This window comes from Streptosporangium sp. NPDC002607, from assembly GCF_053592655.1.
On the sequence record NZ_JBSFWD010000016.1, the window covers coordinates 35,921 to 56,466 of the forward strand.

A 20,546-nucleotide genomic window follows, 5' to 3' on the forward strand; every position below is an offset into this window, starting at 1 on the left:
GTCATGGTCGGTTCCCGTGATGTGATCTCGCTGCGCGACCTCAAGGACGCCGACATCGAGTCGATCGTCCGGCGCGGTGTCGACCTCGCCGCGGACCCGGAGGCGCACGACGCCCCGCTGCGCGGCCGGATCGTCGGCGTCTACTTCAGCAAGACCTCCACCCGTACCCGGACCTCCTTCACCACCGGCGCGCTGCGACTCGGCGCGCAGGTGATCACCTACGGGCCCGGCGACCTGCAGCTCAACACCGGTGAGACGTTGGAGGACACCGCGAGGGTGCTCGGTGGCATGCTGGACGGCCTGGTCATCCGTACCGCCGGGCCGCAGCGGGAGATGCGGACGTTCGCCGAGCACTGCCCCGCCGTCGTCAACGCGATGAGCGCCGAGGAGCACCCCACGCAGGCCCTGGCCGACCTCACCACGATGTCGGCCAGGTTCGGCCGTCTCAAGGGTCTGCGCGTGCTCTACGTCGGTGAGGGCAACAACACCGCGGTCGCGCTCGCCTTCGCGCTCTCCCGGTTCCCCCGTGTCGAGCTGGAGTTCCGCACTCCCCGCGGGTACGGCCTCACGCCGGACGTGCTCGCGGCGGCGGCCGCGCTGGCCGCGCGATCCGGCGGCAGTGTCCGCGAGAGCCACGACATGCTGTCGCTGCCCGCCCAGGTCGACGTCGTCTACACCACCCGCTGGCAGACCACCGGGACCAGCAAGCCCGACCCGCGATGGCGGCAGGTCTTCGCACCGTTTCAGGTGGACGCGTCACTCATGTCCCGTTACCCGGACGCCTGCTTCATGCACGACCTGCCGGCGCATCGCGGCGAGGAGGTGACCGCCGAGGTGCTGGACGGCCCGGCGAGTATCGCCTTCGAGCAGGCGCGTAACAAGCTCCACAGCGCCATGGCGGTGCTGGAATGGTGTCTGGCCCGGTAGCGCGTGTCGTCTGCGCCCTACCCAGACAGAAAGGTGTGTCTCGCTCATGAGAATCCTCGTCACCGGCGGTGCCGGGTTCATCGGGTCCCATTTCGTCAGAACCACCCGGGACGCCCGGATCACCGTGCTCGACCGGCTCACGTACGCCGCGGACCCGGCCAATCTGGAGGGGGTGCCGCACGATCTCGTTCAGGGCGACATCTGCGACGCCGAACTGCTCAGCCGGGTGGTCCCCGGACATGACGTCGTGATCAACTTCGCGGCCGAGTCACACGTCGACCGGTCGATCGAGGGGGCCGGCGAGTTCGTCCGCACCAACGTGCTCGGCACCCAGACGCTGATGCAGGCCTGCCTGGACGCGGGTACGCCGAGGGTCGTCCAGGTCTCGACGGACGAGGTGTACGGGTCGATCGAGACGGGCTCCTGGGACGAGGACGCCCCGCTGAGCCCGCGCTCGCCGTACGCGGCGGCCAAGGCGGGCGGCGACATGATCGCCCGCGCCTACGCGATCACGCACGGGCTGCCGGTGTCGATCACCCGGTGTGGCAACAACTACGGGCCGTACCAGTTCCCGGAGAAGGTCATCCCGCTCTTCGTCACCAACCTGCTGGAGGGCAGGAAGGTTCCGCTGTACGGCGACGGCGGCAACATCCGCGACTGGATCCACGTCGACGACCACTGCCGGGGCATCCGCCTGGTCGCCGAACAGGGCGAGCCCGGCGAGGTCTACCACATCGCGGGCACCGCCGAGCTGACCAACCTGGAACTCACCCAGCGGCTGCTGGACGCGCTGGAGGCCGACTGGACCATGGTCGAGCGGGTGACCGACCGCAAGGGTCACGACCGCCGCTACTCGCTCGACGACACCAGGCTGCGCGCTCTCGGCTACCGGCCGCTGACCGCGTTCGAGGACGGCCTGGCGGAGACCGTCCGCTGGTACGCCGACAACCCCTCCTGGTGGAAGTCCAAGCGCGCCGCCGGCTGAGTCACCGCGGGTCGTCGAGCAGGCCCGCGTCGTGGACGAGCAGCGCGATCTGGACCCGGTTGTTGAGGTCGAACTTGGTGAGGACGCTGGACACGTGCGTCTTCACCGTGGCCAGGCTGAGGTGGAGCATGGCGCCGATCTCGGCGTTGGACCTGCCCTGCCCGACCGCGATGGCCACCTCGCGTTCCCGGCCGGCCAGCTGGGCCAGTCGCTCCCGCGCCCGGGTGCGGCGCTCGTTCTCGCCGTCGTCGGCGACCCGGGCGATGAGGCGCCGTGTCACGGCGGGGGAGAGCACCGGGTTGCCCAGGGTGACCTGGCGCACCGCGGCCACGATCTCCGCGGGCGGGGTGTCCTTGAGCAGGTAGCCGGCCGCTCCCGCGCGCAGCGCGCGCAGGACGTGGTCGTCGGCGTCGAAGGTGGTCATCACGATGACCTCCGGGGCGCCGGGGCGGGCGCGGAGCTCCCTGGTCGCGGTCAGCCCGTCCATGACGGGCATCCGGATGTCCATCAGGACGACGTCGGGGCGATGCCGGGCGGCCATCGAGAGCGCCTCGCTCCCGTCGCCCGCCTCCGCGACGATGCTGAGATCGGGCGCGCCGCCCAGCATCATCACCAGCCCGGCGCGTACCAGGGGGTCGTCGTCGACGATGAGCACGCCGACCTGCCGTGGCTGCTGGGAGGTCATACCGGCCAGGGTAGCCAGGCCGACAGGCACCAGCCACCTTCGGCGGTGGGCCCGTGCTCCAGCCGCCCGCCGATCAGGGCGACCCGTTCGGCCAGGCCGACCAGCCCCTGCCCCGAGCCCTCGCCGGGAGCGGGGGCGGGGGTGGCCGAGGGAGGGGTGGCGGGCGCGGAGTTGCGCACCTCGATCGAGAGCCACTGGCCGGGTGTCCCCGTCGTGTGCACCCACACCTGTGCCCCGGGGGCGTGCTTGCGGGCGTTGGTGAGGGCCTCCTGCACGATCCGGTAGGCGGTGCCGCCGCTCCGGCCGGGAACGGTCCCGGGAACCTCCTGGGTGAGGTTCACCCGCATCCCGGCCCGCCGGGACTCGGCGGCGAGCTCCTCGATGTCGGTCAGGGACGGCTGCGACAGCTCGCCGACCGGGGCCCGCAGCACGCCGATGGCCTCCCGCAGGTCCTGCAGCGCCTGATGGGCGCTCTGCCTGATCACCTTGGCCGCGCGGGCGATGTCCTCCGCGGGGGCGTCCGGCCGGAACTCCAGCGCGCCCGCGTGCACGCTCAGCAGGGACAGCCGGTGCCCGAGGACGTCGTGGATCTCCCTGGCGATCGCCTCGCGGGCGCGCTGCTGGGCCTCGGCCTCGGCCCTGGCGGCGCTCTCCCGCAGCGACAGCACGAGCCTGCGCCGGTGGTGCACGAAAAGGCCCCAGCCGATGGCGGAGCCCTGGGTCGCGACCCCCAGCAGGAACAGCAGCTCGCGCGGCGCGCCGACCTCCTGCCTGAGCACGGCGTAGACCAGCGCGGCGATCAGGCTCAACGTGAAGACGGCGAACGTGGTCCGCGCCGCCCGGTGCACCGCCACCGTGAACAGCGCCACCAGCATCGGGCCCCCGACCAGCTCGGAGAAGGCCGACAGGACGACGAGGGCCAGGGCCAGCTCGACCGGGCGGCGCCGCCGCAGCCACAGCGCGGCACAGCCGAGCACGCCGATCAACTGGTCGAGCTGGAACATCCAGGGCGACACGTCCTGGGTGGGCATCTGAATACGCTCGGCGGCCGTCATGATGCCGAAGGCCGCCGCGAAGAGGAACAGGCCGATGTCCACGAGCCAGTCGCGTACGCTGCGCCGGGACGCGGGCGGCACGGCGAATTCATCCATCCCGGGTAAGTCTAGGACGCGGCACGGGGGCCTGGCGGCGGTGCGGCTCCCGGCATCGCCTCCGGCCGGGGGATCTCGCCTCATTCGTAGCCGTACTGCTCCAGCAGGTCACCGAACTGCTCGTTGAACCTGGCCAGGTTGCGCGCGGTGAACCGCTCCTGCCAGCCGCCGCTGCGGCCCTTGTAGAAGCTCCACGAGTCGGGGTTGTAGACCCGGCCCGCGACCTCCTCCGCGTCCCGGTCGGAGCCGAGATGGCGCAGCACCCGGTTCACCGCGTCGAGCTGCCGCTCGCGGGAGCCGCCTCCCTGCGGCCCGACCAGGTCCTCGTACCGCACCTTGCAGACCTTCGGGTGATTGAGCAGCCAGAGCGCCTTCTCGAACTGGTCCCGGCCGAGGAACGACCGGTCCCGCAACGCGTAGTCGATCTTCTCTTCCCAGGTGGGCTTGCTGGCCAGGATCGCGCTGAAGATGTCGGCCTCGAAGAAGTTGCCGTACCCCTCCCTGGTCCGTCCCTCCAGAAAGTTGATCATGGAGACGACGGCGTCGCGCGGGTCACGGTAGTTGAAGATGAGCGGCGGGTTCGCGGTCTCCACCCACTCGCTCAGGAAGGTGCCGTCCACCCGCTCGATGTCCAGCTCGTGGAAGATCCAGCACAGGCCGGGCGGGGTGTCGGCGAACCGGCTGTAGGACAGGTGCGGGTTGGTGGCGAGCCCTTCGGCGAACTCGTACCTGGTGCGCCCGTACCGGTTGACCACCCGCTGGCCGAGCTGGCGCTGCCAGTGCCAGACCATCGTCCCCCAGAGCTCCTGGGCGCGCTCGGCGAACGCCTCGGTGCCCTGAAGTTCGAGGAACTCGTCGTAGTCGAGCTTGGAGAGGACCTGCGCCGCGATGGCCTTGCTCTGCTCCTCGTCGAACACGGGCACGGTGTGCGGCGCGGGCCGGGGCACGCCGACCATCTTGAAGCCCAGCTCCAGCATGAGTTCCTGCATCAGGTGGGTCCCGCTCTTCTGCAGCGAGATCACCATCGCGCGCGGTTCTCGGGTCATGTCCGGCTCCTTCACTCGCTGCCGTTGCGGACGCGGCGGTACAGGACGCCGTCGCTCCAGATGATGTCGATCCGGCCCCAGCGCATCGCGGAGACGACGTCGGGGAAGAACCCGCTCCCGCTCAGACCGGCACTCGTGCCGCACAGCACCGGAATCCCGCTCCACTTGTGGTACTCGCGCAGGATGGTGGTCAGCGTCGGATCGTCGTCCACGCTGACCGTCTGCAACCGGGTCGTGCCGTCCAGGTGCTGGACGGCGGGGATCCGATCCACCCACTCCGGACGGAGGCGGTGCTCGAACAGCGTGTACGGGTCCGGCGTCCCCGGATCGAACACGTCCCGCGCGTGGTCGGCCAGGCATATCGGGGTGACCGGCCGGTGCCCGTCGCGCTGCTTCACCTCGTTCAGCAGCCGGCGCATGCCCGGATCGACGGCGGGGGCCAGGATGCTGCGCGACCCCAGCGCCTGCGGGCCGAGCTTGGCCCGCCCGCTGAGCACGATGGCCGGCTTGCCGGTGAGGTGCAGCAGGCGGGCCAGCTCCTCCGGCCGGCACGGCGACACCGACCAGCCCGGGGGCAGGTGCGGGTGGCGGACCGGCGCGGGGCCGGCCCGCAGGTTCCACTCGAGCGGGCGCAGGCCGTCCGCGCGGCCCAGATGGGCCGCCGCGGCGCCGATCGCCGATCCCGAGTCGTCGGGGAAGGGCGGCACCCACATCTCGCGGATCGCCGGCTCCGCACGGAGCGCGGAGTTCCACTTGGTGTTGAGCGCGCAGCCGCCCGCGAAGCACAGGTTGACCGGCCCGTCTCCCCGCCACGCCCGCATCCGCGGCACCAGCCGCTCGATGAGGAGCTTCTCCACGAAGTCGTGCAGGCCGGCCAGGACGTCGGCGTCGCCGACCCCCAGCCGGTCCATCCGCTCGCGGAGCTCGCCCAGGTAGGCGTGCACGTACCGGTGGGACGGCTCGGCGGCGCCGCCGCAGCCGACGACCGCCTGCCGGTACTCCCGCGCCCGAGGCGTGTCCGCCTCGAAGTGCTCGTGGAACAGCGTGCGGAGCACCGCCTGGATCTCGTCCTTGACGGTGCCCATCGCGATGTACGCCATGAGGTCCCCCGCCGCGCGGGGGCCGGGCCCGCCCTCCCCGCTCTCCCGGGGAAACGGTCCGAAATGCTGGGTGGCCATGGCGTACACGTCGCCGATGAGCGGGAACAGCGCGCCGTCGGCCTCGATCCGCCCGCCCCCGTCGACGTGGTAGAGCCGTGGGAAGGCGTCGCCGTCCCACACCAGGACCATGGCGGGCTCGCCGCGCAGGGCGAACGGGCTCGTGCAGTAGGCCGCCGCGATATGGCTCGTCACATGCGGATAGCTGGTATATGGTCTGGACTTCCCGCCCAGCAGGACGGTGCCCCGGTGGCCGGGCAGGGCGGGGTCGGGCGCCGACCCCGTCTCCAGGTACGGCGCCACCTCGACATCCAGCACCCGACCGCTTTTCGTGCCCGCCCAGCCGTCGACCACCCATTCGTCGACGTCGTCCACGTCGTATCCCCGGTCGGCCAGCAATTTCGGCAGGGTTTCCAGGTCCTGGACGCCGCTATAACGCGGGTTGTTGTCCAGTTGCTGGATCTCGATATTGAACTCGAGCCTGCCATCCCGGATCAGGGCGAGGCCGCCGCTCTTGGTCAGCTTGAGCCCGGCAGTAATCATCGGTCTCCTCCGCATTCGTCGCGCGGTTGCGCCGTGCCTGCCATTGATAGCGAATTAACAACGCAAAATGCTAGGCGGCCGTCGGCGGGTGGCACCGCAGGGCGATCCCGTCGTACCAGATAAACCCCGATGCGAACCGCCTCTTCGTCCCGCTGGCGGGACAGCGAACCGACCCGGCCTCCGGAAATTAAATCAGTTCCCTGCCTGCTCAAGAAAGGCGAAACACCATCGCCACAGGGGGCTGCGGGAACGAAGTGTTTGCCGAAAGAGCATTGCTTGCGGAAACTTGTACGGAGCGATTCCCGTTCCTTGGTCGAGGACACCGCGGATGAGTCCGTCCATTGACACTCGGCCCACTCAACCCGCCGTCGGTTTGGTCAGTCAGGAGCTCATATGCCGAACACATCCCAATGCCGCGTGTGCGGTGGCACTGTTCATGAGTTTTTCGACTTCGGGCGCCAGCCGTTGTCCGACGCCTTCCTCGCCCCCGGCTCCGACCTCGGCCAGGAGTTCTTCTTCCGCCTCGCCACCGGCCTCTGCGAGGCGTGCACGATGGTGCAGCTCATGGAGGAGGTGCCGCGGGACCGCATGTTCCACGAGGAGTACCCGTACTACTCCTCCGGGTCGGCGTACATGCGCGACCACTTCGAGGGGCTGGCCAAGCGCCTGCTCGCGACCGAGCTCACCGGCGAGGACCCGTTCATCGTCGAGGTGGGGTGCAACGACGGCGTGATGCTCAGGGCGCTCGCGGAGGCCGGCGTCCGGCACCTCGGCGTGGAGCCTTCCGGAGGCGTGGCCGACCTCGCCGCCGAGAAGGGGATCAGGGTCCGCAAGTCGTTCTTCGAGGAGTCGACCGCGCAGGAGATCCTCGCCGCGGAGGGGCACGCCGACGTCATCTACGCGGCCAACACGCTCTGCCACATCCCCTACATCGGGTCGGTCCTGTCCGGCGTCGCCGCGCTGCTGGCGCCGACCGGGGTGTTCGTCTTCGAGGACCCCTACCTCTCCGACATCGTCGAACGGACCTCGTTCGACCAGATCTACGACGAGCACTTCTTCTTCTTCACCGTGCGGTCGGTCGGTGCGATGGCCGCCGCACACGGGCTGGAGCTGGTGGACGTGGAGCGGCTCCCGGTGCACGGCGGGGAGGTCCGCTACACGCTGGCTCCCGCCGGGTCGCGGCAGCCGTCCGCCGCGGTGGCCGAGTTGCTGGCGGAGGAGGACGCGCGCGGGCTCGGCGAGATGGCCACGCTGCGCCGGTTCGGTGAGAACGTGCTGAAGATCCGCGAGGACCTCACGTCACTGCTGCGCCGCCTTCGCGACGAGGGAAGGTCGGTGGTCGGGTACGGCGCCACGGCGAAGAGCGCGACCGTGACGAACCTCTGCGGCATCGGGCCCGACCTGGTCTCCTTCGTCTGCGACAGCACCCCCACCAAGCAGGGGCGGCTCACCCCGGGTACGCACATCCCGGTGCGGACGCCCGCGGACTTCTCACGGCCCTACCCCGACTACGCCCTGCTGTTCGCCTGGAACCACGCCGAGGAGATCATGGCGAAGGAGCAGGAGTTCCGGGACGCGGGCGGCAAGTGGATCCTGTACGTCCCGGACGTGCGGATCGTGTGACCCCTCCCCGGCCCGCGAGCCGGGACCTTTCCCGCCTGTACCGGCTCGCTGAACGCGACGGTCGTGTCGCCTTCGCCGATGCCCGCTTGAAGGAGAGCTTGATGACCGCACACGCGACCGGATTCGGCCCGTCCTCCGACGGCACGGGGCTGTCCGCCGACATCTTCAACTCCACCGTGGCCGGGTTCGCGATCGCCGCCGCGTGGGAGGTGGGCGCGTTCGACGTCCTGAACGACCGCGGCGTGATCGACGTCCCCGCGTTCTGTGAGAAGCACAACCTGCATCTGCCGTCCATGCGGAGCATGTTCGCCGCGCTCGGCTCGGCCGGCGTGGTGGTCCGCGACAGTGCGGGCGACGGTGCGGACACGGTGCGTGCCGGGTCGGCGTTCGCCGAGGTCTACCGGGACAAGGCGTTCTTCCACTGGCTGACCATCGGCTGCGCCGAGCTGTTCGCGAACATGCCGGGCATCGTCCGCAACGAGAACAGGGTCGGTGGTTTCTACCGGCGCAACGCCGTGGCCATCAGCTACGCCTGCAAGGACATCAACCGGCATTCGTTCGACCCGGTCTTCTGGGAGGCGATGGAGGCGCTCGACTTCGACTTCGGCACCGTCGCGGACCTCGGGTGCGGCAGCGGCGGGCGCCTGGCGCAGATCGCGAGCCGCTATCCCAACGTCCAGGGCATCGGGATCGACATCGCGCCCGACGCCCTCCGCGACGCCGCGGAGAACGTGGCCGCCGAGGGCTTCGGCGGGCGCTTCGACTTCATCGAGGCGGACGTGCGCGACCTGGCCCCGGACCCCCGCCTGGAGAAGGTGGAGGTGCTCACCTGCTTCATGATGGGCCACGACTTCTGGCCGCGAGAGCGGTGCGTGGCCTCGCTGCGCCGGCTGCGCGAGGCGTTCCCCAACGTCCGGAGGTTCCTGCTCGGCGACACGGCGCGGACCACCGGCATCCCCGACCGGGACAAGCCCGTGTTCACGCTGGCGTTCGAGACGGCCCACGACCTGATGGGCGTCTACCTGCCCACGCTCGCCGAGTGGGAGGGCGTGTTCGAGGAGAGCGGCTGGAAGTTCCTGAACGCCCGCGTCGTGCGGGTCCCCGCCGACTCCGTCGTCTACGAGCTGGCCTGACCGGGCCGAGATCCGGCCTTTCCAACGAATGTTGAGGAGCTTTAATGATCCGATCCGTGGTTATCGTGGGCGGTGGTACGGCCGGATGGATGACGGCCAGCTACCTGATGGCGGCGTTCGGCGACCGGATCGACGTGACCCTGGTGGAATCGCCCCAGGTGAAGCGGATCGGCGTCGGCGAGGCCACCTTCAGCACCGTGCGGCACTTCTTCGACTACCTCGGTCTTGACGAGGCCGACTGGCTGCCGAAATGCGCCGGGGGCTACAAGCTCGGCATCCGCTTCGAGAACTGGAGCGGAGCGGGCGAGTACTTCTACCACCCGTTCGAGCGGCTGCGCGTGGTGGACGGATTCTCCATCGCCGACTGGTGGCTCGAACTGGGCGACCGCAGCAAGCCGTTCGACCGCTCCTGCTTCATCACCTCGGCGCTCTGCGAGGCCAAGCGCTCGCCGCGGATGCGGGACGGGTCGCTCTTCGCCTCCGAGCTGGACGGCCCGCTGGGCCGGTCCACCCTGGCCGAGCAGCGGGCCCAGTTCCCGTACGCCTATCACTTCGACGCCGACGAGGTCGCCAGATACCTGGCCGACTTCTCCGTCAAGCGCGGTGTCCGGCACATCCTGGACAACGTGCAGCACGTCGCGCAGGACGAGCGCGGCTGGATCAGCCACGTGCACACCGCGGCCCACGGTGAGATCGCCGGTGACCTCTTCATCGACTGCACCGGTTTCCGCGGCATGCTGATCAACCAGACGCTCGGCACCGAGTTCCAGTCGTTCGAGGACGTGCTGCCCAACAACCGCGCGGTCGCGCTCCGGGTGCCGCGTGAAGAGGCCACGGACATGAGCCCGTACACCACGGCGACCGCGATGAGCGCGGGCTGGATGTGGACCATCCCGCTGTTCCGCCGCAACGGCACCGGCTACGTCTACTCCGACCAGTTCATCAGCCCGGAGGAGGCCGAGCGGGAGCTGCGCCAGGCCGCCGCGCCCGGCCAGGAGGACCTCCAGGCCAACCACATCCGGATGCGCATCGGCCGCAACCGGGAGTCGTGGGTCAAGAACTGCGTGGCGATCGGTCTCTCCAGCGCGTTCGTCGAGCCGCTGGAGTCCACCGGCATCTTCTTCATCCAGCACGGCATCGAGCAGCTCGTCAAGCACTTCCCCGACGAGCGGTGGGACAGCGACCAGATCGCGGCCTACAACACCCGGGTCGCGCACGCCGTGGACGGGGTGAAGGAGTTCCTCGTCCTGCACTACAAGTCCGCGCAGCGCGACGACACGCCGTACTGGAAGGAGGCGAAGACCCGCGCGATGCCCGCCGGGCTGCGGGAGAAACTCGACCTCGCCCAGTCGCGCCTGCTGGACGAGGAGACCATCTACCCCTACTTCCACGGATTCGAGAGCTACTCGTGGAACGCGATGAACCTCGGTCTCGGCAACCTTCCCCGTACGCCGCCGCCGGCCTTGAAACACCTCGACCCCGGCAACGCCCTGGCCGAGTTCGCCCGGATCAGGTCGGAGGCCGAGGAGATGGTCGCCGCGCTGCCCAGCTGTTACGAGTACCTGGCCGGTATCAATGGCTGACCGGCATCACCTCGTGACGCCGGATGCCTTCCGCGGCTTCATGAGCTCCTACTTCACCGGTGTCACGATCATCACGTCCATCGACGGCGACGAGCGGCCGCACGGGCTGACCTGCAACTCGCTCACCAGCGTGACGCTCGACCCGCCGACGCTACTGGTCTGCCTGGACGTCCGGAGCGGGACGCTGGCCGCGGTCAGCAGCCGGGGAGAGTTCACGGTGAACCTGCTCGACGACGGCGCCCAGAGCACGGCGGAACTCTTCGCCTCGCCGAAATCCGACCGCTTCGATCAGGTCGCCTGGCAACGGACGGCGCTCACCGGGCTGCCCTGGCTGGTCGAGGACGCCTTCGCGGTGGCCGAGTGCCAGGTGGCCGAGACGTTGATCGTGGGCGACCACGCGGTGCTCTTCGGCCGGGTCGTGAACGTGCAGGCCGGTCCTGGAAACCCGCTGCTGTACGGCATGGGGGCGTTCTCGGCCGGGAGGTCGCGGCCGGTGCCGGCCTCCTGACCCGACCGATGGGCAACGACCTCGAAGGGAGGAAGTGGGCTTCGCCCGGCCGGCGCCGTGGCCGAGGGCACCACGTCCAGCATGACGAGTGCTCCGGGGACCGAGCCCGGTCTCGGCCGGCGTACCTGGCTCGGCATCGGCGCGGGGCTGGTGATCCTCGTCGGCTCCGCGCTCACCGGATGGTTCATGCGTCGCATGGCAAGTCGTGAGCCGTCGCTCTGAGCCCGGTCGCGGGCCACAGCCGCTGGGGCCTCCGCCTCTCCTGGAGCTCGCCGGTCCCGCCGGAGAGGTGGCGGGTCGTGATCCCCCGGGCGGTGGCCGGGCAGGTGGGGGGTCGTCCACGCAGGGCGCGCCTGATCTCCTCGGCGCCGCCGGCGGCGTCGTCGACGGTCACGATGAACTCGCCGCCCCCGCGTAGCGCCACCAGGAGCCCCTCGCCCTTACGTATCACGATGGCGTGCCGTCTGATGCTGCGCAGCCGCCAACCCCAGCCCCACTCCTGCGGATCGATCTCGATCCTCTCCGCGGTCTCGATCCGGCTGAGCGGGATGCGCCGGATGAGGCCGAACGGGATGTGGCCCCGGACCGAGAGCGCCTTTCCGTCGAAGGAGGCGACGATCCCGCCCCACAGATGCAGCGTGGTCAGCGACAGGAGGGCCGGTACGGCCATCCAGTACGTACCGGCGATCGTGAGCACGACCATGATGCAGGTGGCCGTGAACGTCTTCCATACCAGGTCGGGATTGCGGGACTGACCGATCCACACCATACGCCCCTGCCGGGAGCGGGCCCGGCCGACGACCGGCTCGGCCGGCAGGTCGGCGGCCTCACGCGGGCCCCGCCGTAGCGGATGCACGGCGATCGCGCCGAACACGAAGACCAGCGCTCCACCGGCGATCGTGATGGCCTCCGAGACCGGCGACGTGGTGGCCTCTCGCCAGGTCGGGGCGTCCAGGTTGGCGCCCACCGTGCCCAGCAGCACGGCGAGACACAGCGCGGTGGGCAGGGCCACGGCGCTGCCCGCGGCGGCCCTGCGCCCGAGCGAGCCCGCGGGCCGCAGGTAGGCGAGCAGGGCCAGGATCGACCACGCGCTCGCGCCGACTATCAGGATGTCCCGGATCAGCGGTTGCAGCGGGGCTGACTCGTCGGGGTGTCCATCGGTAAAGTGGGCGGCCACCGGGTCGGGCAGACGCTCGCTGAGGAGGAAGGGGACCGCCAGCGTCAAGACGAACACGCTAAGAGGAGCGAGCACCACAATGAGTAAGAAACGTATTGCTGCTCGCCTATCTTCCTCCTGGAATCGCACGCTTCCCCCATTATTATAACATTTGTCCAAAAAGCAGACAAATGACACTATCTTGATCAGTCCGAGATAGTGTCATAACTTGTGTTGCTTCGGAAAGCGTGTAACACAAGATTCATCAGAGCACTCTCCGTGACGCCGGCTCGTCGCGCTTCGACGACGAGGCTCACAAGCGCTCTGTCCAGGCGCCGGTCTCCACTTCGCGTCCCGGAGGCGATGACCACGGTTCCCCTGCCGCGGCGTACCTCGACCATGCCCTCGTCGCGGAGTAGCGCGTAAGCACGCAGCACCGTGTGCAGGTTCACCTGCAGGCTCGCCGCCAGAGTCTTGGCGGGAGGCAGATGGTCACCGGGCTGCAACGTTCCTGTGATCAGCTCGCGCCGCAGGCCTTGGGCGATCTGGTCAAAAAGAGGGACTGCGGAGTTAGGGTCGATGTTCAGCTGCATAAGGTCTCAAGGTTGGGCGCCTCCGCCGTAGGCAAAAAGGTGGTATGGCGTCTGGTCAGGCTATCGGCCCCTTTACTGCTTGTTATAGAAATTATAGGATAACTTCCGTCTTGCCTGATGCAGGTTGTTACGGGGTGCCAATGCAGCATAGACAGTTATCTATAGGCTTATTGTGCGCTATAGGTCTCCTGGGCGCCTCCAGTGCGCTGGGGGCCACAGAGGTCAGACGTTATGACGGGGAAGCCCTGTTCCAGGGACTTTTCCTGGGGCAGGGTCAGGTGGCGGAAATATATCCGGACCTGCGTGCCCCATCCTCGACCGGGGCCTGGCCCGCAGCCAGGGCCCAGCAGCTGGTCGCCCAGATAAAGCGCGCCGATCCGGGTTTCTTCACCGCCTTCGAGACCGCGATCACCAGCGGCGACCGGATCCGCATCGAGCAGGCCGCGTCCTCCGCCGGCGCGCTGGCCGCGAAGGTGCCGGTCGGCGACAGCGATCCCGCGTCCGCTCCCAACGTCGCCTACTCCTTCATCGTGGTCGATTCCACGCTGCTCAAGCAGACCAACACCATCTGGAACACCAACCGGATCTGGAGCGTCGTCTCCGAGGGCGGCACCGTTCTGGCCCAGGAACGCTGGGTCGACGACGTGGCGAAGACCCTTGCCCGGTGAACGCCGACGTCAGGCTGGGCGTCTCCACGGTCGCACTCGGCCTCGGCTGGACCGCCCTGATCCTCTATGTCGTCATCGGCCAACTGCCCAGTGCCGCCCTCCGACTGCCCGCGCAGCGAACGGTGAGCGAGGCGGCACGGCTGGTCGCTCCCCAGGGGTGGGCGTTCTTCACCAAGTCCGCCCGCGAACCGAGGGAGACCGTGTGGCGCGCGTCCGTCACCGGAGCGTGGCAGCCCGCCACGCTCGGGCCGCACGCCGAGCCGCACAACCTGTGGGGGTTTGACCGACGCTCCCGCGCCGAGGGGGTCGAACGCGGCATCCTGCTCGCGGCGGTACCCGCCGACCGGTGGCGCGACTGCCGGAGCGAGGTGACCGGATGCCTCGGACTGCCCGGTGCGGCGGTGCCGGTGCGCAACCCCTCTCCCGATCCGATCCTCTGCGGAACGCTTGAGGTGACACGGCAGAAGCCACTGCCGTGGGCCTGGGCGGACGCCGCGGCACACACCCACATGCCGGTCTCGGTGGTGCGATTGGAGGTCGCATGCTGAGTGGACTCGGCGCGAAGGCGCGAGGGATCGCCGAGACGAGCCCATGGACGAACGTGTACGGGCTCGCAAGGACCCTTCTCGCCCTCTGCACCCTGACCACGCTGCTCGCCAGCGAGACCTCCTCGCTCTTCAGGCCCGCGCAGGGCGTTCCCGGCTATCCGTACTGTGACGGCGTCGCCGCCTACGGCCTGTTCTGCGTCGTCGACGCCGACCGGGCGCACCTGGTGGCCATCGTGGTCCTCGCCGTCGCCGCCTCCGGGTGGCGGCCGCGGTTCACCGCGCTGCCGCACTGGTGGGTGGCCGTGAGCTTCCAGGCGTCCGCGACGATCCCCGACGGCGGGGACCAGGTCGCCGCGGTGCTCACCCTCCTGCTCCTGCCGATCGCGCTGACCGACGGACGCGCCTGGCACTGGGGACGCCCCCAGGCCGTCGGTGACCCGGTCGTCTCACTGGTCGCGTGGTCGGCCCTGCTCGTCATCCGTGTCCAGGTCGCGGGCATCTACCTGCAGGCCTCGGTGGCGAAGCTGGGCCGGGAGGAATGGGCCGACGGTACCGCCCTGTACTACTGGCTCAGCGATCCGCTGTTCGGTAGTCCCGGCTGGGCGGCGGGGGTTCTCGAACCTCTGCGCGTCTCACCGGTCGGCGTCACGCTGCTCACCTGGGGACCGGTGGCGATCGAGTTCGCCCTGGTCATGGGGCTGGTGTCGCGGCGCGCCGTCCGACCGTACCTGCTGGTGGCCGGTCTCACCCTGCACACCCTCATCGGGCTGCTCATGGGGCTGGGAAGCTTCGCCCTGGCGATGTTCGCCTGCCTCGTCATGTACCTGAGACCGCTGGATCGGCCGTTCGCGTTCGGGGACGCGACGCTTCCAATGGCTCTTCCACACCGATTGCGCGTCCTTCCCGGCTCCGTTTGGCAGGCGATGGCACGTGTCGCCCGTCAGCCCAGGGACGCGAGTGTTGCCGAGGCCGGCCTTGGCTTGACCGATACCGACGCACGCCGCTGAACACCTGGCGGCCGGCCAGAAGAAGACGGCCGGCGCCGCGGCACCTATTCGAGCTGCGCACGTTCGTGGCCTGGCTCCGCGCACGCGGAGCGATCACGATTCGGCCGTTCACGCCGTGCTGATTCGAAGAGCAGTGATACGGGGAAGGAAGGAAAACGATGAGCGAGCCTCTCGTTCGGGGAAAGAAAGGCGGCGAGAGCCGCGTGACACAAGTCCTGTCTCAGGAGAATGGGATCAACCGCCGTCTCGGGCTCGACCGGACGGTGATACCGAGAAGAACCGGCCTGCAGTTTCCGACCCAGATCCCGTTCGCCAACTGGGAGAGCATCGGCCGCCAGCTCTCCCTCATCGCCGACTCCTCCGCGTGGTGGCTGGGCGACTGGCTGGTCTACGGGGAGAAGCAGTACGCCGACCGCTACCGGACGGCCATCGAGCGGACGTCGCTGGACTACCAGACGTTGCGCAACTACGCCTGGGTGGCCCGCCGCTTCGGCCTGCCCCGGCGCAGGGACAAGCTGAGCTTCGCCCACCACGCGGAGGTGGCGGCGCTGAGCGTGCCCGAACAGGATCTGTGGCTACAGCGCGCCGAGCAGCACGCCTGGTCCAGGAACCGCCTGCGCAAGGAGCTCAGGCAGGCGGCCGCCCTGAGAAACGGGGAGGGCGAGGCACCGAGCCCGCCGACGGGCGGCGACGGGGGGGACGGCGAGACCTCGGGCGGCTCCGGGCTCGCCGTGAAGCTGCAGCTGAGCCCGAGCCAGGAACAACTCGAACGCTGGGAGTTCGCCGCGCGCAAGCACAACTGCGATCTGGTCAACTGGATGGTCCTGGCACTGGAGAAGTTCGCGCGGGAGGTCACCCAGGAGGGGGCCGGGGTCCCTGGCTAGAGCTCCATCCGGCGCAGCAGCGACCGCTTGGCCGAGCTGAACTCCTCGTCGGTGAGCACACCGGAGCGGTGCAGATCGCCGAGTTCGGCCAGGCGGCGCACCAGGGCGTCGTGATCCTCCAGTTCGGCCAGGCGCTGCCGCCGATCATCCGGCCGGCTCGGCGGCAGCGCGGGCGGCTCCTCGGTACGGGGCGCCAGCCGGGCCAGCACGGCGGCGGCGACCAGGACGGTCGAGCCGCCGTACCGCTGCATGCTCCAGGCCAGGCAGTGCAGGTCCTTCTCCGGTGCCACGGCGGGGGCGGCGCCCCTGAGCCGGAAGCGGAGACGGCCGTAGCCGACGCCGGTCTGCGGGGCCCACTCCACACCCTCCACTTCCCGCAGCGGGAACGTCTGCGGACCCGCCGCCTCCTTGACCGATTTGGCGAACAGGCTCCACTCCAGGCGGATCCGCTCACCGTCGAAGTTCACCGTGCCGTCGCCCGCCGAGGCCGAGACCGGTACGGCGGGGCCGGGCAGCAGGAACGACTCGCAGGGACCGCTCGGCACCTGCTCCAGCATCAGGTGGGTGCGCACCTCGTCGGTGAAGTACTCGGCGGCTCCGGTGCGCCCCTTGGGGACGGTCAGCCGGTACGGGTCGGCGGATCCCGACAGCCGCCCGGTGACCACGTCGGTCAGCGGATCGGCTCCGGGCCGCAGGCGGAGTTGCAGGTTGCCGCCCTTGCGCGAGGGCTCGAACGACGCTCCGGAGATCGCCGCGAGGGGGATCTCCAGCTCGCCGAGCGTCTTGCGCAGTTCGTGGACGTCGCTGTCCCCGCCTGGCACGATCCTGAGGATTTCACTGTCGAACGTCCATGATCCGTCCGGAACGGAGATCTCGGCCATGTCGTCACCCTAGGACATCAGGGAGCGTCGCCGTACGCCCCCGGCAGAGGTCGGTCGTGTCACAACACATCGGCGGCTCACTGGTGCTGGATGGCCCGCAGGACGTTCATCCGCGAGGCCCGCCGGGCCGGCCAGATCGCCGCCACGACACCGATCAGGACGGCGCTGAGCAGGTAGAGCCCGAGCCGGCCGTACGGGATGTCGAGTACCTCGACGCCATCGGCCGCCATCGCCCGCTGCACCGCCCAGCCGAGCACGGTCCCGAAAGCCAGACCGGCCACGGCACCGAACAGCGACACCATCACCGACTCGTAGCTGATCATGGATCGGGTCTGGCCGCGGCTCATCCCGACGGCTCGGAGCAGCCCGATCTCGCGGGTCCGCTCCATCACCGACAGGCTCAACGTGTTCACGATGCCCAGCGCGGCGATGGCGATCGAGAGCACCAGCAGGACCACGATCAGGTTCAGCACCTGATCGATCTCCTGGCGGGCGTCGGCCCGTACGGCCTCGCGATCCTTCAGCTCGACGTTCGGGTAGGCGCGCAGCGCCGACCGCACGGCCGCGAGGGCCTGCTCCTCGCCACCGTCGTCGAGGTCGACGAACGCCTTCTGGATCAGACCGGCCGGAGCGTGCGCCTGGTAACCGGCCGGGCTCACGACGAAGGACATGCCCAGGACCTCGTTGGCGGCGAAGAGGCCGCTCACCCGCAGGGTCGCGGTGGACCGGTCCGGGTACCGGCCCGTGACGGTGCTGCCCACCTTCCAGCCACGCTCCGCGGCGAGTGCGCTCTGCACGAGCAGCCCGTCGGCGGCCAGGGTGCCGGTGCCGTCCTCGATCTTCAGGTTGGCCGGACCCGCCAGCGCGACCGGGTCGGCGACCAGGACGGGCACCTGCCCGCCGGCGATCCCCATCGTCCCGTGCCGGACCGCGGTGACGCCGCGCACGCCCGGGGCGGCGGCCACCCGGTCCACCGTCTCCTGGCTGAAACCGGTGAGACCGCGCGGGTCCAGGGAGAGGTCTGCGCCGAACTGACGCGCGATCCTCTGGTCGGCGGACGCGCTCATCGAGCCGGCCACCACCGTCGCCACCGAGACGAGCGCGAGCCCGACCATCAGCGCCGACGCCGTGGCCGCGGTACGGCGGGGATCCCGCCGGGCGTTCTCCCGGCTCAGCCGCCCGACCGTGCCGCCGAGCCGGGAGATCGGCCAGCCGAGCAGCGCGATGACCGGCCGGCTCAGGAACGGGCTGAGCATCGTCAGGGCGAGCAACGTCAGCAGACCGCCGCCGATCACCAGGGCCGCGCCCTCCGCCTTCCCGGTCGCCAGGCCCGCGGCCAGCGCTCCCGCGCCCAGCAGTGCCATGACGACGCCGGAGACGAGACGGAGGGTCATCGAACGGCGGGTGAGCGCCACGTCGTCGCGCATCGCCGCGACCGGCGGGATCTTCGCCGCGCGGCGCGTCGGCAGGTAGGCGGCCAGCAGGGTGACGAGCATGCCGACCGCGTACGCCCAGATCACGGTCGAGAGCCCGACCACCGGCGTGCGCAGCGGAACCTGGGTGCCGCCGGTGAACCGCTCGAACAGCAGCCTGAGCCCGTAGGACAGTCCCACGCCGGTGAGCAGGCCCAGGGTCGAGCCGAGGAAGCCGATCCCGAGTGCCTCGCCGAGAACCGCCCGGGTCACCTGGGCGCGGCTCGCGCCCATCGCCCGGAGCAGCGCGAGCTCCCGGATCCGCTGCACGACCAGCATGGTGAACGTGTTGAGGATGATGAACGATCCGATGAAGACCGCCACCCCGGCGAACACCAGCAGGAACCGGCTGATCAGCTCGAAGAGCGAGCTCAGCTGGGACTTGACCTCCTCGACCTCGTCCGCGCCGGTCTTGGCCTCGTACTGCGCCGGGAGTGCCGCGCCGACCTGCTGGAGAAGCTGCTGCTGCGAGACACCCTCGCGCGGCCGTACGAAGATCGCCGAGTACTGCCCGGGGCCGGTCAGCAGGGCCTGCGCGGTCTCCGGGGCGAACATCACGTAGGTGGCGGCACGACCGACCTGGTCGTTGACCGCCCTGAAGACGCCGGCGACGCGCATGGACTTCGTCGCCCGCGCGGTCACCACGCTGACCGGATCGCCGACCTTGAGCTGCCCCTCGGCCGCGGTGCGCTCCTCGACGACGACGTCGTCGGCCGCCGAGGGCTCCCGGCCGGAGAGTATCCGCAGGCCCGCGCCCGGTCGCTTCAGGTACGCCGCGCCCAGGTGCGCCGCGCGGTCCTCGCCGACGATCCGCCCGTCCTGACGGACGAGCGCCGCGTACCCGTCGTACTGTCCCCTGAGTTCCGCGGCGCCGGGCACGCTCTGCTGCAGCGTGCCGACCAGGGAGGCCGGTATCGTGGCCGGTGTCGCGTTCTCACCCTCGGCCGGTTTGGGCCGGACGACCACGGTCGTGGTCTCGGTCCGCCCCGCGAAGATCGGGTCGAAGCTCTGGGTGGCGGTGTCCCGGAAGATCATTGTGCCCGCGACGAAGGAGACCCCGAGCGTCACCGCGAGCACGGAGAGCAGTAGCCGGACCCGGTGCGCCAGGAGATTGCGCAACGTGAGTTTCGCGAGCATCAGATCCGCCCCTGCTTGCCGGGGGCCGTGGTGCTCGCTCTCGCGGGTTCGAACCTCTTCAGCCGCTCCAGGACCTTCTCCGCGGTGGGTTCCGGCATCCGGTCGACGACGCGGCCGTCGGACAGGAAGATCACGTGATCGGTGTACGAGGCCGCCACCGGGTCGTGGGTGACCATGACGATGGTCTGGCCGGTCTGCCGTACCGACTTCTGCAGGAAGCCCAGCACCTCGGCGCCGGACCGGGAGTCGAGGTTACCGGTGGGCTCGTCCGCGAAGATGACGTCCGGCTTGCCGGCGAGCGCCCGCGCGCACGCCACCCGCTGCTGCTGGCCGCCGGAGAGCTGGTTCGGACGGTGGTCCAGCCGCTCGCGCAGGCCGGTGGTCTCGATCACGGAGTCCAGCCATTCCTGATCGGGCGTGCGGCCGGCCAGCCGGATCGGCAGGACGATGTTCTCCAACGCCGTCAGGGTGGGCAGCAGGTTGAAGGACTGGAAGATGAAGCCGATCCGGTCCCGGCGCAGCCGGGTGAGCTGCTTCTCGTTCAGGTCCGTCACGTCCTGGTCGCCGACGAACACCCGCCCGGAGTCCACGCTGTCCAGCCCCGCCATGCAGTGCATGAGGGTGGACTTGCCGGAACCGGACGGCCCCATGATGCCGGCGAACTGGCCGCGCGGGATGTTCAGCGACACGCCGTCGAGGGCCGCCACCGCCGTGTCTCCGGTGCTGTACCGCTTGGAGATGTTCTCCGCGCGGGCGGCGATGGGCTCACCCGTCTCCTCCGCCAGCACCGCCGTCGAGTTCTTCATTTCCGGCTCCTCGGACAGGTGTGTAATGGTCGTGACAGTTCGTTCATGGCCTC

At 69.8% G+C, this 20,546-nt stretch carries 19 protein-coding genes; 10 read left to right on the forward strand and 9 right to left on the reverse strand.

Features of this window, described 5'->3' with window-relative positions; genetic code table 11:
- The first annotated feature begins 3 nt into the window (after window positions 1-3).
- Window positions 4-927, forward strand: coding sequence for an ornithine carbamoyltransferase (locus tag ACWD3H_RS19565; protein ID WP_355555815.1), 924 nt, complete (start codon window positions 4-6; stop codon window positions 925-927).
- Window positions 928-973: 46 nt separating this feature from the next.
- Window positions 974-1,912 carry a dTDP-glucose 4,6-dehydratase gene (rfbB, locus tag ACWD3H_RS19570; RefSeq protein ID WP_451955961.1) on the forward strand — a complete coding sequence of 313 codons (939 nt, stop codon included), beginning with the start codon at window positions 974-976 and terminating at the stop codon, window positions 1,910-1,912.
- 1 nt (window position 1,913) lies between these two features.
- Here rfbB and ACWD3H_RS19575 read toward each other — a convergent pair whose 3' ends face one another.
- The 4 genes from ACWD3H_RS19575 to ACWD3H_RS19590 form a co-directional block, all read right to left on the reverse strand.
- The gene (locus ACWD3H_RS19575; RefSeq protein WP_350961398.1) at window positions 1,914-2,597 is read right to left on the reverse strand and encodes a response regulator transcription factor; all 684 of its coding nucleotides are present in this window, start codon (window positions 2,595-2,597) and stop codon (window positions 1,914-1,916) included.
- Window positions 2,594-3,748, reverse strand: a complete 1,155-nt coding sequence (locus tag ACWD3H_RS19580) for a sensor histidine kinase (RefSeq protein WP_451955962.1) — start codon at window positions 3,746-3,748, stop codon at window positions 2,594-2,596. Before ACWD3H_RS19580 ends, ACWD3H_RS19575 begins: the two co-directional genes overlap by 4 nt.
- Window positions 3,749-3,828: 80 nt before the next feature.
- Window positions 3,829-4,794, reverse strand: coding sequence for a sulfotransferase domain-containing protein (locus ACWD3H_RS19585; protein ID WP_350929992.1), 966 nt, complete (start codon window positions 4,792-4,794; stop codon window positions 3,829-3,831).
- A gap of 11 nt (window positions 4,795-4,805) precedes the next feature.
- A complete protein-coding gene (locus tag ACWD3H_RS19590) occupies window positions 4,806-6,494 on the reverse strand; it encodes a carbamoyltransferase N-terminal domain-containing protein (protein WP_451955963.1) in 1,689 nt (562 codons plus the stop codon).
- Window positions 6,495-6,887: 393 nt separating this feature from the next.
- Here ACWD3H_RS19590 and ACWD3H_RS19595 point away from each other — a divergent pair, with 393 nt between their 5' ends.
- The 4 genes from ACWD3H_RS19595 (at window position 6,888) to ACWD3H_RS19610 (ending at window position 11,341) form a co-directional block, all read left to right on the forward strand.
- A complete protein-coding gene (locus tag ACWD3H_RS19595) occupies window positions 6,888-8,117 on the forward strand; it encodes a class I SAM-dependent methyltransferase (protein WP_355555804.1) in 1,230 nt (409 codons plus the stop codon).
- Window positions 8,118-8,218: 101 nt separating this feature from the next.
- Complete coding sequence (locus ACWD3H_RS19600) at window positions 8,219-9,250, forward strand: methyltransferase domain-containing protein (RefSeq protein WP_451955964.1); 1,032 nt, start codon at window positions 8,219-8,221, stop codon at window positions 9,248-9,250.
- A gap of 44 nt (window positions 9,251-9,294) precedes the next feature.
- The gene (locus ACWD3H_RS19605) at window positions 9,295-10,833 is read left to right on the forward strand and encodes a tryptophan halogenase family protein (protein ID WP_355555800.1); all 1,539 of its coding nucleotides are present in this window, start codon (window positions 9,295-9,297) and stop codon (window positions 10,831-10,833) included.
- Between the two features lie 13 nt (window positions 10,834-10,846).
- Window positions 10,847-11,341 (forward strand): flavin reductase family protein, encoded by a 495-nt coding sequence (locus ACWD3H_RS19610; protein ID WP_451955965.1) that lies wholly within the window; start codon window positions 10,847-10,849, stop codon window positions 11,339-11,341.
- A gap of 184 nt (window positions 11,342-11,525) precedes the next feature.
- On the opposite strand, the gene ACWD3H_RS19615 is transcribed toward ACWD3H_RS19610, so the two are convergent.
- Both ACWD3H_RS19615 and ACWD3H_RS19620 read right to left on the reverse strand, forming a co-directional pair.
- Window positions 11,526-12,566 carry a hypothetical protein gene (locus ACWD3H_RS19615; protein WP_451955966.1) on the reverse strand — a complete coding sequence of 347 codons (1,041 nt, stop codon included), beginning with the start codon at window positions 12,564-12,566 and terminating at the stop codon, window positions 11,526-11,528.
- 137 nt (window positions 12,567-12,703) lie between these two features.
- Complete coding sequence (locus ACWD3H_RS19620) at window positions 12,704-13,090, reverse strand: GntR family transcriptional regulator (RefSeq protein WP_350927617.1); 387 nt, start codon at window positions 13,088-13,090, stop codon at window positions 12,704-12,706.
- Between the two features lie 278 nt (window positions 13,091-13,368).
- On the opposite strand from ACWD3H_RS19620, the gene ACWD3H_RS19625 reads away from it, so the two are divergent.
- From ACWD3H_RS19625 to ACWD3H_RS19640, 4 genes are all read left to right on the forward strand, one after another.
- Window positions 13,369-13,758: a hypothetical protein gene (locus ACWD3H_RS19625; RefSeq protein ID WP_451955967.1), complete on the forward strand. Its 390-nt coding sequence runs from the start codon at window positions 13,369-13,371 to the stop codon at window positions 13,756-13,758.
- Window positions 13,755-14,306, forward strand: a complete 552-nt coding sequence (locus ACWD3H_RS19630; RefSeq protein WP_451955968.1) for an SdpA family antimicrobial peptide system protein — start codon at window positions 13,755-13,757, stop codon at window positions 14,304-14,306. The genes ACWD3H_RS19625 and ACWD3H_RS19630 overlap by 4 nt, the downstream gene beginning before the upstream one ends.
- A complete protein-coding gene (locus tag ACWD3H_RS19635) occupies window positions 14,300-15,313 on the forward strand; it encodes a sporulation-delaying protein SdpB family protein (RefSeq protein WP_451955969.1) in 1,014 nt (337 codons plus the stop codon). Before ACWD3H_RS19630 ends, ACWD3H_RS19635 begins: the two co-directional genes overlap by 7 nt.
- Window positions 15,314-15,516: 203 nt before the next feature.
- On the forward strand, window positions 15,517-16,197 hold the full coding sequence (locus ACWD3H_RS19640; protein ID WP_355555785.1) for an LmbU family transcriptional regulator: 681 nt from the start codon (window positions 15,517-15,519) through the stop codon (window positions 16,195-16,197).
- Here ACWD3H_RS19640 and ACWD3H_RS19645 read toward each other — a convergent pair.
- From ACWD3H_RS19645 to ACWD3H_RS19655, 3 genes are all read right to left on the reverse strand, one after another.
- Entirely contained in the window at window positions 16,194-17,078 is an 885-nt protein-coding gene (locus ACWD3H_RS19645; protein ID WP_451955970.1) for a DUF4429 domain-containing protein, read from the reverse strand. The genes ACWD3H_RS19640 and ACWD3H_RS19645 overlap by 4 nt on opposite strands.
- A 77-nt stretch (window positions 17,079-17,155) precedes the next feature.
- The gene (locus ACWD3H_RS19650; RefSeq protein WP_451955971.1) at window positions 17,156-19,687 is read right to left on the reverse strand and encodes an ABC transporter permease; all 2,532 of its coding nucleotides are present in this window, start codon (window positions 19,685-19,687) and stop codon (window positions 17,156-17,158) included.
- A complete protein-coding gene (locus ACWD3H_RS19655) occupies window positions 19,687-20,493 on the reverse strand; it encodes an ABC transporter ATP-binding protein (protein ID WP_451955972.1) in 807 nt (268 codons plus the stop codon). Before ACWD3H_RS19655 ends, ACWD3H_RS19650 begins: the two co-directional genes overlap by 1 nt.
- Between the last annotated feature and the right edge of the window lie 53 nt (window positions 20,494-20,546).